Annotated in this window: 13 protein-coding genes; 4 read left to right on the top strand and 9 right to left on the bottom strand. The window is 74.2% G+C overall.

Translation table 11 applies throughout. The features are described from left to right. Window positions 1-5: 5 nt before the first annotated feature. Window positions 6-326, bottom strand: coding sequence for a TraR/DksA C4-type zinc finger protein (locus ACFOYX_RS14575; RefSeq protein WP_322438915.1), 321 nt, complete (start codon window positions 324-326; stop codon window positions 6-8). Between the two features lie 72 nt (window positions 327-398). Then, the gene (locus ACFOYX_RS14570) at window positions 399-1,220 is read right to left on the bottom strand and encodes a rod shape-determining protein (protein ID WP_322438914.1); all 822 of its coding nucleotides are present in this window, start codon (window positions 1,218-1,220) and stop codon (window positions 399-401) included. Window positions 1,221-1,693: 473 nt separating this feature from the next. Between ACFOYX_RS14570 and ACFOYX_RS14565 the strand changes: the two genes are divergently transcribed. Both ACFOYX_RS14565 and ACFOYX_RS14560 read left to right on the top strand, forming a co-directional pair. Next, the gene (locus tag ACFOYX_RS14565) at window positions 1,694-1,897 is read left to right on the top strand and encodes a hypothetical protein (RefSeq protein WP_322438913.1); all 204 of its coding nucleotides are present in this window, start codon (window positions 1,694-1,696) and stop codon (window positions 1,895-1,897) included. 146 nt (window positions 1,898-2,043) lie between these two features. Further along, window positions 2,044-2,292: a potassium transporter TrkA gene (locus ACFOYX_RS14560; protein WP_322438912.1), complete on the top strand. Its 249-nt coding sequence runs from the start codon at window positions 2,044-2,046 to the stop codon at window positions 2,290-2,292. Between the two features lie 15 nt (window positions 2,293-2,307). Here the strand turns inward: ACFOYX_RS14560 and ACFOYX_RS14555 are convergent, their stop codons facing one another. Further along, on the bottom strand, window positions 2,308-3,552 hold the full coding sequence (locus ACFOYX_RS14555) for a helix-turn-helix domain-containing protein (protein WP_322438911.1): 1,245 nt from the start codon (window positions 3,550-3,552) through the stop codon (window positions 2,308-2,310). A 171-nt stretch (window positions 3,553-3,723) separates the two neighbouring features. Beyond that, window positions 3,724-4,893, bottom strand: a complete 1,170-nt coding sequence (locus tag ACFOYX_RS14550) for a helix-turn-helix transcriptional regulator (RefSeq protein ID WP_322438910.1) — start codon at window positions 4,891-4,893, stop codon at window positions 3,724-3,726. Window positions 4,894-5,062: 169 nt separating this feature from the next. Here ACFOYX_RS14550 and ACFOYX_RS14545 point away from each other — a divergent pair, with 169 nt between their 5' ends. Then, complete coding sequence (locus tag ACFOYX_RS14545) at window positions 5,063-5,236, top strand: hypothetical protein (RefSeq protein WP_322438909.1); 174 nt, start codon at window positions 5,063-5,065, stop codon at window positions 5,234-5,236. Further along, window positions 5,233-5,589 carry a hypothetical protein gene (locus ACFOYX_RS14540; protein WP_377534023.1) on the top strand — a complete coding sequence of 119 codons (357 nt, stop codon included), beginning with the start codon at window positions 5,233-5,235 and terminating at the stop codon, window positions 5,587-5,589. The genes ACFOYX_RS14545 and ACFOYX_RS14540 overlap by 4 nt, the downstream gene beginning before the upstream one ends. Before the next feature lie 81 nt (window positions 5,590-5,670). On the opposite strand, the gene ACFOYX_RS14535 is transcribed toward ACFOYX_RS14540, so the two are convergent. Genes ACFOYX_RS14535 through ACFOYX_RS14515 form a run of 5 tightly spaced genes read right to left on the bottom strand, consistent with a single transcriptional unit; the run spans window position 5,671 to window position 10,931 of the window. Next, a complete protein-coding gene (locus tag ACFOYX_RS14535) occupies window positions 5,671-6,873 on the bottom strand; it encodes a 2-oxo acid dehydrogenase subunit E2 (RefSeq protein WP_322438908.1) in 1,203 nt (400 codons plus the stop codon). Beyond that, on the bottom strand, window positions 6,866-7,879 hold the full coding sequence (locus ACFOYX_RS14530; RefSeq protein ID WP_322438907.1) for a transketolase C-terminal domain-containing protein: 1,014 nt from the start codon (window positions 7,877-7,879) through the stop codon (window positions 6,866-6,868). Before ACFOYX_RS14530 ends, ACFOYX_RS14535 begins: the two co-directional genes overlap by 8 nt. After that, window positions 7,872-8,810, bottom strand: a complete 939-nt coding sequence (locus ACFOYX_RS14525) for a thiamine pyrophosphate-dependent dehydrogenase E1 component subunit alpha (protein ID WP_322438906.1) — start codon at window positions 8,808-8,810, stop codon at window positions 7,872-7,874. The genes ACFOYX_RS14530 and ACFOYX_RS14525 overlap by 8 nt, the downstream gene beginning before the upstream one ends. After that, entirely contained in the window at window positions 8,807-9,055 is a 249-nt protein-coding gene (locus ACFOYX_RS14520; protein WP_322438905.1) for an acyl carrier protein, read from the bottom strand. Before ACFOYX_RS14520 ends, ACFOYX_RS14525 begins: the two co-directional genes overlap by 4 nt. After that, window positions 9,048-10,931 carry an HAD-IIIC family phosphatase gene (locus tag ACFOYX_RS14515; RefSeq protein ID WP_322438904.1) on the bottom strand — a complete coding sequence of 628 codons (1,884 nt, stop codon included), beginning with the start codon at window positions 10,929-10,931 and terminating at the stop codon, window positions 9,048-9,050. Before ACFOYX_RS14515 ends, ACFOYX_RS14520 begins: the two co-directional genes overlap by 8 nt. Window positions 10,932-11,005 lie beyond the last annotated feature (74 nt).

The raw sequence follows: 11,005 nt of genomic DNA, 5'->3' as shown, positions 1-11,005 counted from the left end.
AATGCTCAACGTCGCTGCCGCTGCTGGCACGGGACGCAGTGGCGGGCCGATGGGAGGATCTCCAGCCGGGCGACCGGGATCTCACCGCCACAGGCCTCGCAGCTCCCATAGGTGCCCTCGGACATGCGGCGCAGTGCCGTCGCGGTGTCCGCGATGCCCTGGCGGGCGGTCTCCATGAGGGCCCGCAACGTGTCGGGATCGTAGCCGCCGTGGTCGGCTTCCCGGCTGTAGACGGTGAGTTCGGTGAGCTGACCGGTGTGCGCCTGGAACTGCCGTTCGAGGAGGTCGCGCAGGGCTTCGGTGTGGCTGCGGAGCGTGTCGGTCATGGCGTAGGTGCCTTTCCTGTGGGTGGAACGTTGCGGTCCGGGACCGGTGCGGAGAGAGGGCTGGGGCTCGGCTCAGTCCCCGGCCGGATGTCGAGCCGCGGCCGCCGCGGCGAGGCTCGCGCCGGTCAGCGCCGCGGTGCGGGGTCCGGCGGCACGATGCACCGCGATCCCCATCGTCGCGGCGAGGCGGTCTCTCAGGTCGGGTCGGGTGGCGCCGTCCCCGACGATGACCATCCCGCGGGCCATGGCGGTGGCGGCCGACGGCACTGCCCGGGGCCCCTGGGTCAGCTCCCGCACCAGGCGGGTGACCGTGTCGGCGAGCATCTCGACGGTGGCTCCGTGGGCCAGGTCGCAGGTGCCGAGGTTCGCGCGCCGACCTGCGATGACCTGGCTGTCTCGCAGGATGGCAACCTCGCTGAGCTGGGCGCCGACGTCGGCGACGAGCAGCGTGCCGGCGCCGGCCCCGGCGCCGATGGCGGCGGCGCGTACGGTGTCGACGAACAGCAGTCGCGCGGGCGCGAACACGGCGTCGAGGACTCGTCGGATCATGTCCTGGTCGGCCGCTGTTGCCAGCAGCGGACGGCAGACGACGACCAGCGGCCGGGCCGGCACCTCGACGTGGTGCTGTCGCAGCAGCTCAGCCAGCGCGGCAGCACATTCGGGGCCGTCGATGATCCGGCCGCGCCGCACCACCGGGCAACGCCGGGCCGACCGGTCGCCGACCAGGGTGCGGACCGGCTCGTGGCTGCCCAGCCGGATCCGCAGCTGGCCGCTGCCGAGGTCGACGGCGATCGGGCTGGGACGGGTGGTGGAGGCCCCGATGGTGCTGGTGGGTACGGAGACGGTGCCGGCGGTGTCCGGCCGGTGACCGGTGGGGGCCTGGGCGACGGGCATGCCGACCTCTTCTTTCAACGGTGGATGTGACGATGCCGCCGCCCCGAGGTGGGGCGGCGGGCGAGACGACGGAAGTTCGCTGACCCTGAGTGGCTGCGGTCAGCCGGGGCCCGGTCGGCCGTTGGCCGGAACTCCGATCGGCGCCGGCCGGTGGGGCAGGGTCCGAAGCGGGATCCGGCGGCCGATCATCGCGGTGCCCTCGCGGCGGCTGCCCGGGACACGCCGACGGCGAGACCGGGGGCGATCGGCTGGCACCGGTGGCAGAGCCGCCATGCTCGTCGTCATCATCCGCCTCCTCGTCGGTCAGCAACGTGTGGAACCTCCAGAGTCGGTCCGAAACGACGGACTGGCATGGCATGCGGTCGGCCAACATCCGGCGGCTTGGTTGCCGGTCACCGGCGATCTGCCTGGCCCTCATCCGGCAGCGACCGCTACCTCCGCCGTGGAGTCGGTCGTGCGGCTATGGTGGCCGCATGCCGCCGCCCGGGCCCCGATCCGACGTCGACCAGCGCCGTGCGCCGGCGATGCTCGTCGTGGTGGCCGTGCTCACCGCTGCCCGGCACGCGTGTCGTCCGGTGGGACTGTGCATCGTCATCAGGCTGGTGAAGGCCGTCCCCGGATGTGTGCCGGCCTGGTCGGCCGACCGGGCGCCGCCGGGCCGCCCCGCCGTCGCCTGAGGGCGCCGCGGGAAACACGCCACCAGCCCGGGTCCACGCCGGGTCCGGAGCCACCGGCCCCCGGACGCCGCCGCTCCTGGCAAGACCGGCCGCGCGCCCGCGAGGGTCGCGGCCACCGACACCAGCCTCTCCACTCCGGAGCACGCATGAACATCGAACGTACGCCGCTGCCCGGCATCGGGGTGCGGCACACCTTCACCACTGCTCAGGGCCGCCGGGTCGGCGTGGTCGAGTACCGCGGGGAGGACCGCCGGGATGTCACCCACGATGACCTGGATGATCCGGACAGCACCTGCAGCCTGCGCCTCACCCGGTCCGAGGCGGCCACGCTGGCCGGCCTGTTGGGCCTGCTCGACGTGGTCGAGGCGGCCGCTGCCGACGACCCGTGTGGATGAGCGTCAGGTCGCCGGCTACGACGTCGGACCGGGCAGGGGCTGGTGCGGCCAGTCCAGCGCTCTCGCCCCGTACACCGCGGCCTGCAGGGTGAACCGGTCGGTCGGGTCGCTCGGGTCGTATCCGCTGAGCGTTTTGATCCTGGTCAGCCGGTAGGTGACCGTGCGGACCGACACGTGCAGCCGGCGGGCGGCCTCGGTGGCGACGCCGCCGGCGGCGAAGTACGCGTCGAGGGTGTCCAGCAACGGCTGGGCACCACCGCGGGTCTCGCGCAGCGGGCTGAGCACCGCCTGGACGAGATCGACGATGGCTGGCTGGTCACGCAGCAGGACCCGGTAGACGAGCAGGTCATGGGCACCGATGACGGCCGTGTCGGCGTTCAGGCGCTGCGCCATCGTCAGCGCCTCCCGGGCCTCCTCGTAGGAACGGGCGATGCCGTAGAGGCCGGGGTGCGGGCGGCCGACCGCGACCTGCCACGGGCCGCCACGCGGCAGGCGGTCGAGTTCCGCGTGCATCAACCGGCCGAGGTCACCGACCGAGTCCCGCCCGCGGGCCCCCCGGTCGCGGGTGACCGCGTCGGCGGGGGCGATGACCACGAGCAGCCCTTCCTTCGTGGCCACCAGCACGTCGCGGTCACCCAGCCGGTCGAAGATGACCGCTTCCAGGGCGCTGATCGCCGCGTCCGTGTCCGGAAGGCGCCGGGTCGGCGCCGCCAGCGCCACCTGGTGCACCCGGGCCAGGTCCAGCCCGAACGGCTCGGCGCGCTCCACCAGGCCACCCAGGTCGGAGTCGCCGCGTAGCAGGTCATCGACGAGTTCCCGGCGCAGCGTCTCCTCCCGCCGGACCAGGTCCCGGCGGGCCGCGGCGTAGCCCTCGGCGAGGGTGGCGACCGCGCTGTCGACGACGTGCAGCACGGCCTCGGCCGACGCGCGCACCACCTCGCTGTCGGTGGACCTCGTCAACTGCGGCATCTGCTGCCACAACCGCCGGGCCGCCGACAGGTACAGCCGGACCGCCCGCCCCGCCGACACACCCTGCTCTGCGGCGCGCCGCCCCAGCACACCCACGGCGTCGAGTTCGGCGCGACGGGGCCGGCGTCCGGTCACCGCCGCCTCGGCGAGCAGCCACAGGTAGTCGCCGAGCAGGTCGACGGGAACCCCACCGGCGTCCGCGCTGGCGGCTCGAGCGATCGCGGCCAGGCTCGCGTCCAGGTCCGCGCCGGCTGCGGGACCCTGGCCGGACCGCCGGATACCACCGGTCATGCCTCCGCCCCTCCTGGCACACGGCCGGCGCTCACTGCCGATCCGGTCCCGGTCAGCCTATCGAGCCGAGCCGGGGCGGCGTCGGCACGTGACCGTAGCCGGGCGGCCGCGTGCCGATCAGCACTCCGCCGTGCTGGGGTAGGCGATGGAGCGGATTCTGGGGCCGACAGCTCAGTGGATTGCCCGCAACGCCTCGCGGAAGTCGGCGGTGGCCGGCTCGCGCGGATAACGCCGGTGCAACTCCGCGTCCACCTCGCCAGCGACCAGAAGCAACGACGGTAGTGACCGACGAGCGGCGGTGAACGCCGTCAGCCCCGTACCGACCGCCCTCTCCAGGTCACCGGCTCGGGCAGCGGTGGCGGCCAGGGTGAGCCGCGCCTCGGCCGTCCGCATGGGCGACCGGTCCGTACCGTCGGGTGCGGTTGCCTCGCGGATGACCTCCATGGCGAAGTGCTCGGCGAGCCGGTCGTCCTCGGCGAACCGGTAGGCGTCCATGGCGTAGAAGAGCCACTTGGCGGGATCGACCTCGAAATGGTTGTCGGGGCGCTGGGGCGGGGTCAGTGATTCCAGCATGCGTCGGCCACGATCGAGGGTCCGGCGTACGCCGGTGACGTCGCCCAGGCGGCCGAGCGCCTTGGCCTCCTGCGCGATGAGCTGCACCGCCACTGCGGATCCACCGGCCGCCTCCTGCCCGGCCCGGGCGGCGGCGAGGACCGCCGGGTGCCGGGACTGGGTGAGCGCGAACCAGGCGGCCATCTCCCAAGCCCATCCGGTGATGCTCGAATGCCCTGCCTCCTCGCCGAGCTGCCGGGCGGCGGTCCGGGTCGCCTCGGCGCCGGCCCGCATGCCGAGGTCGTACTCGACGCAGCCGATCAGCAGCGCCAGCCAGCCCGCGCACACCAGCAGTTCCCGGTGCTCGCGCAGTCCTATCGGCTGACGCAGCAGTCGGGCCACCTGGCGCAGCCAGCCCTGACCTTCCGCCCGGAGCTGACGTGCGTCACGCCAGCCGTACTCGCAGCAGAGTTCCGTGACGGTCGCCTGGAGAGTCTCGATTGTGGCCGGTGCGGTGTCGCCGGCCTGCATCCGGCGCAACAGCTCGGCGGTTTCCCAGGGCCGGGCGTCGACGGCTGCGGCCACGTCCAGATGGGCGCAGGCGATCAGTTCGCCGCGGGCGCCGAGCACGTCGTCGAGCCGGCGGACCAGGTCCTCGGTCGGCCTGCGGCGGCCGTTCTCGATCCGCGACAGGTGGCCCTTGTCGGCGGGCAACCGCTCTGCGAGGGCGGCCAGCGACAGACCGCGAGACTCGCGCATCGCCCGCAACTGTGGTCCGAACGACGGCACCGCACCGCCCTCCCCGCCGTTGCCTGTTGCCGCCCGTCGGTGGCAACCCGCAACCCGTCGACCTGCTGAGCGTACCGCCGCAGAGTGAGGGCGACGATGACTGTGGGTGTTCGCGTGGGAACAAGCTGCTGTTCCTGCCGTCGTTCACCTTTCAGAGAGGGGAGATCCCGTGCGGCGTGTGTCGTACGAGGAATATCTGCTCGCCGTGGCGCTCACCCTCGCCCGCCGGCACCGCCCGGTCCAGTGCTGGCGGCGGTGGCGCTGCCGCTGTGGCGCGGACCTGCCCTGCCGGACCCGGCACCGCATCCCGATCAGCCGCGGCCACCGGCCGGGGGAGCGGTGAGCGTCCACGACCCGGTGCTGCCGGTGTGGAGCTGCGGCGGCTGCGACCTGCCCTGGCCGTGCCCGACCCGCCGCCGGGAGCTGCGCGCGGAGTTCGACGACGCGCCCGTCTCGCTCGCCCTCTACCTGGGCGCGCAGCTCGTCCGGGCCAGCGCGGATGCGCCGGCTGGTCTGACGTCAGTGGAGGTAGCGTTCGGCGGCGGCGTGCCACCAGCCCCGGGCCGCAGGCCAGGTCGAAGCGGATCTCGTGCGGCCGGAACGGCATCCAGTCGATGCCCCGGCCGCGCAGTCAAGCCCGCACGGCGGCCGTCGGCGCGGGGCAGCCCGGCAGGTTCTCGTAGCCGGCCACGGTGATCCAGCGGTCCATGCCCTCATCATGCCCGGCAGGCGGGCCGCCGTGGGGGCGTCGACGGGCCCCCACGGCGCCCGGCGCCCTCACTCCTCGGCGAGCCGGTCCGGCGCCTCCAGGGCCGCCTTCACCGCTTGGAGGAAGGCGACCGCCTCCCGGCCGTTGACCACCCGGTGGTCGTAGACGGCGCTGAGGTTGACGAACCGGCGGACCACCACCTGACCGGCGGCGTCGAGGGCCAGCTCGTCCTGGGTGCCGCCGATCGCCACCACGCAGGTCTGGCCGGGGAAGACGATCGGCCCGGCGAGCACCACGTCGGGGTCGGTGTGCAGGGAGACCACGATGGTGCCGCCGGCCAGCTCGCCGGCCCGGAAGCCTTCGCCGCCGGCCCGGGTGCGGAAGTCCATCAGCGTCTCGGCGATCTCCGCGCAGGTCAGCTCCTCGACGTCGCGGACCACCGGGATGAACAGCCCGGTGCCGACGTCGATGGTGACCCCCACGTGGGCCGCCTCGGCCAGCCGTACGCTGCCGCCGTCGCCGGGGGAGGCGAACAGCAACGGGTGGTCCTCGCGCAACCCGCCGATCGCCTTTACCAGCAGTTCCGGCAGGCCGATCAGGGTGCGGGTGGCGCGGGTGAGCTGCCGGGCCACGGCCAGAGCGGCGTCGGCGCGGACCTTGACCACGGCGAGCGCCGCCGGCACCTCCCGGTGCGACTCGGTGACCACGGCGGCCACCGCGCGCTGAGCGCGGGTGAGCTGGTGCACCGAGCGCGGGTCGTCGGCCTCCGGTCCGTCGCCGGCCGCGAGCGCGGCCGCCCCGGCCACCACCACCGGCTCGGCCGCCGCCGGGGCCGCCGTCCGGTCGGCCAGCAGCCGTTCCACATCGGTACGCCGCACCACCGCCTTGCCGAGCCCGCGCAGCTCGGTGCCGCCGATGCCGTGCGCGGCGGCCAGTTCCCGGGCCGAGTCGGTGAGCACCGGGCCGCCGGAGTTCCCGTCCTCGGCCGGTGCGGCGGCGGCGGCGACGGCCTCGGCGAGGAAGCGCTGCCGGGCCTCCTCGCTGTCGAAGACGTACCCGATGACGTCGCCGGGGGCACACTCCTGACTGACGGCGGTGAGCCGGTGCAGCACGCCGGTGGCGTCGCTGAGCAGCTCCTCGGCCGCCTTGGAGGTCTCCACCTCGGCGATCGGGTCGCCGGACTTCACCTGCTCGCCGTCCTCGGCCAGCCAGTCGGTGAGCACGTACGACGTGTCGTTGTTGTTGAGCTTGGGGACGACCAGGTCAGTCACCGCTGACGACCTCCTTCACGGCCCGGTGGATGTCGGTGTCCTGCACCAGCACGGTGCGTTCGAGGTGGGCGGCGGTGGGGATGACGCGGTCGGCGGAGTGGACCAGCCGCACCGGCGCCCGCAGCGTCCCCCACAGCCGGGCGTGCACGGCCTGCGCCAGTTCCGCGCCCCAGGTGCCGCCGGCGGTGCTCTCCTCGGCGGCCACCACCCGGCCGGCGCGGGCGATCGGCGGCAGCAGCGTGTCCACGTCCAGCGGCCACAGCCGGGACGGCACCAGCACCTGGCAGACGATGTCGTCGCGGAGCAGCAGCTCCCGGGCCACCGCCACGGCCCGGCCGGCCAGCCCGCCGGGGACCACCAGCACGCAGTCGCTCTGCTCCGGGTCGTCCACCCAGACCCGGGCGACACCGCCGTCGGGGCCGATCAGGTCGTAGCGGAACAGGTCGTCGACGACGCCGTCGGCGTACATCCGGGTGGTGTAGAGGACCTTGTCCTCGAAGAGCAGCCCCGGCCGGCCGGCGGCGAGCATCCCGGCGAGCACCGCCCGGTTGTCGTGGAACGGGGAGACCTCGTGCAGGGTCAGGCCGGGGATGCCGACGAAGTGCTTCTGCGGGCTCTGGCTGTGCGTCGGACCGTACCCGCGGTTGCCGCCGGTGGGGCAGCGGACCACCAGCCGCATCGGCACCCGCCGCCCGTACATGGCGGTGGACTTGCTGGCGAAGTTGAGGATCTGGTCGAAGGCCAGCGCCACGAAGTCGCTGAACATGATCTCGACGATGGCGCTCTGCCCGGCCAGGGCCAGCCCGCCGGCCATCCCGACGATGCCGCCCTCGCTCAGCGGCGTGGACAGCACCCGGTCCGGCCAGCGCCCGGACAGCCCCCGGGTCACCTTGAACGCCCCGCCGTACGGGTCGACCAGGTCCTCCCCGAGCAGGGTCAGCCCCGGGTCGTCGGCCATCAGCGCGCGCAGCGCCTGGTTGAGGTTCTCCACCACCCGCTCAGCCACGGTGGTCCTCCTCCCAGCGGCTCGCCGGCCGTCCGGCGACCTCCCGGACCACCTGCGCCACGTACGCCCGCTGCCGTTGGTCGTGCGCCGCGAACTGCTCCGGGAAGGCCGCCGCGTAGCGGGCGTACCAGTCGTTCGCCTTCGCGTGCGCGATCTCCTCCGGGCGGCGGCTGTCGTCGCCCTTGCTGTGCGGCCCCACCCGGTGGGTCAGCAGCTCCACCACGTACGGCGTGGACCGCTCCCGGACCCGGTGCAGCGCCGGCGCCAGCGCGGCCCGGACCACCCCGGTGTCGGTCGAGGAGACCAGCAGGTGGTCCACGCCGAACGCCCGGGCGCGGCCGGCGATGGTGCCGGCGAGCTGGGCGGTGGTCGGGGTGGACTGGGCGATGCCGTTGTTCTCCACCACCAGCACCAGCGGCAGCCCCCACAGCGCGGCCATGTTCAGCGCCTCGTAGACCGCCCCCTCACCCCAGGTGCCGTCGCCCAGGTAGACCAGCGCCAGGCGCCCCGGCTCGGCCCGCTTGAGGTGCAGGGCCGCCCCGGCGGCCACCGGCACGCTCTCGCCCTGCACCCCGGTCGACAGGTAGCGGTCGCGCAGGATGTGCTGGCTGCCGCCGACCCCGTGGCAGACCGCGCCCTCGCGCCCCATCACCTCGGCGAGCAGGCCGTGCGGGTCGCCGAACCGGGCCAGGTAGTGCCCGTGGCCGCGGTGGTTGCTGAACACGAAGTCGCCGTCGGTGAGCAGCGGGCGCAGCGCCACCGGCACGTACTCCTGCCCGAGGCAGGTGTGCGTGGTGCCGTGCAGCTCGCCCCGGGCGAACATGTCCAGCAGGGCCAGCTCGAAATGGCGGATCAGCAGCAGCAGGTCCAGGTCGGCGTCGGCGAGCCGGGTCGGCGCGGTCGGCGGCGCCTCCGTACGGGTGGCGGTCACCGGGGCACCCCGTCCAGCTCGGCGGCGACCAGGTCGACCAGTTCGCCGACCACGGTCACCGCCAGGTAGGCCCGCAGGTCCAGCCGGACCCCAAGGTCGTCCTCGATCGCGGCGAGCAGCCGCAGCGCCTCCAGGCTGGTCCAGTTTGCCAGCGTCTCGAACCGGACGTCAGGCGAGATCCGCTCCGCCGGGACGTCCGCGACCTGCTCGATGAGGTCCGCGACGGTGGTGAACACCTCAGGCACGGACGTCTCCCTCCTCCAGGGTGATCCACGCCGGCAGCAGCCGGGGCGGGGGTTGCAGCGGCAGCACGTGCCGGGTCGTACCGTCCTCTTCGGACGCCGCGACGAAGCCGGCGGCGGGCCACACGGCCGCGCCGGGCCGGTTGCGGGCGGTGGGCCGGAACAGCGCCTCCAGCCGGGCCGTGCCGGCCGCGCGGGCCAGCTCCACCACCCGGTGCAGCACCGCCTGCTCGATGCCCCGGGAGAACACCCGGCAGCTCAGCACGAAGTTCTCGATCACCCAGCCGTCCGGGTCGCCCCGGTCCAGCCACACCCCGCCGACCAGCCCCTCGTTGCCGAACCGGTCCGTCACCTCGACGGCGAGCACCAGGTGGTCGGGGGAGTCGGCGCGCTGCCGGGTCTGCGCCTCGGTGTGCGCCCGGTCGGTCATGGTGAACTGGTTGGTCCGCAGCCCGAGCTGCGCCAGCCGGGGCAGGCTGAGCTCGTCCACCGGGCGGACGGCCACCCGCAGCTTCAGCTCGTGCAGGTAGTCCTCGGCCGAGTGGAAGGTGGCGGCGAAGCGTTCCCGGCCGGCACGGGCCCGGTACAGCTCGGTGCGCGCCCGGTCGGTGGCGCCGGTGGCCAGCACGGTGAAGTGCCCCTCGGCCAGCAGCTTCGTCGAGAAGCCGGCCGGGTCGCCGGCCAGTTCCACCACCCGTACGCCAGGCAGCTCCCGCCGGACCAGCTCACACTCGAACGGGCTGTCGTCGGCGAAGACCACCCCGTCCAGGCCCAGGTTGAGCGTGCCGGCGAGCTGGCGCAGGTTCTCGTCCTTGCGTCCCCAGTTCACCGCCTGCGCGACGAAGTCGTCGGCGCGCAGCAGCAGGTCGGGGTGCTGGTCGAAGGCCTCGGCCACCACGTCCGGGTCGTTCTTGCTGCACACCGTGAGCAGCACGCCCTGCCGGCGCAACGCCAGCGCCCGCCGCTGCACGTCCCGGTGGCAGTTGCCCGGGTAGTCGGTGCCCAGCTTGATGCCGGCCAGCCCGTCGTCGCCGAGCACCCCCGCCCAGAGGGTGTTGTCCAGGTCCAGGGCGAGCACCTTCGCCGCCTTGCCGAGCACGGCCCGGCAGAAGGTGGCGGCCTCGTGGGCGTACCGGCGTTCCACCGTGGGCGTCCAGGCCATGCTGGCGAACCGGTACAGGCGCTCGTCGCGCACCGGGCCGTCGTGGTCCACCAGCAGCGTCTCCAGGTCCAGGGTGTACGTCCCGTCCCGGTCGCCCAGCTCCAGCAGCCGCCCGTTCAGCTCCCGCCAGATCCGGCCCAGCTCGGCCCGGCCGCGGAAGCTGACCAGGCTGCGGTGCTCCAACGGGGACAGCGGGACGGTGTGCAGCAGCAGCGCGCCGTCGCTGCGGGCGGCGTACCCGCTGACCGCGGCGGCCAGCACCGCCACCCGCTCGGTCAGCACGTCCCGCAGCCCGGCCAGGTCACCCGGGTCCCATTCGGGGGGCAGGAACCAGCCGTCGTGCAGCAGGCAGAGCGTCACGTCGGGCCGGAACTCCGCCAGCTCGGAGCGGGGGCCGCTGAGGTCGAGCACGAGCTGGTCGAAGCCGGAGACGTGCAGCTCGGCGGCGATGCCGATGCGCAGCAGCGCCACCCGCAGCAGCGGCTCGACGGTGCCCGGGGTGAACGTGCCGGTGACCGCGACCCGCAGCGGACGCAGCGGGAAGTCCGGGCTGGCCAGCTTCTCGGCCGGCACGTCGGCGAGCAGCCGCCCGGCGGCGGCGACCGTGGTCACCGCCGCGCCGTCCAGGTGGACCAGCCCGGGCGCCAGCTCCGGGTCCGGCGCCGCGTCCGGACGCCGCAGCCGGCGGATCCGGAGGAGCAGCTCCTCGACTCTCATCGCGTGTCCTTCCTCTCCCGCGCGTGCCGGCGGGGACGGGTTGGTCGACCGGGGGGCCGGTCGTCGGTCCGGGC

The sequence above is a fragment of the Micromonospora sp. GCM10011541 genome (assembly GCF_042650725.1).
GTDB lineage: Bacteria > Actinomycetota > Actinomycetes > Mycobacteriales > Micromonosporaceae > Micromonospora > Micromonospora sicca.
Note: the sequence above shows the minus strand (reverse complement) of the source record. Positions and strands in the feature narration are given on the sequence as shown.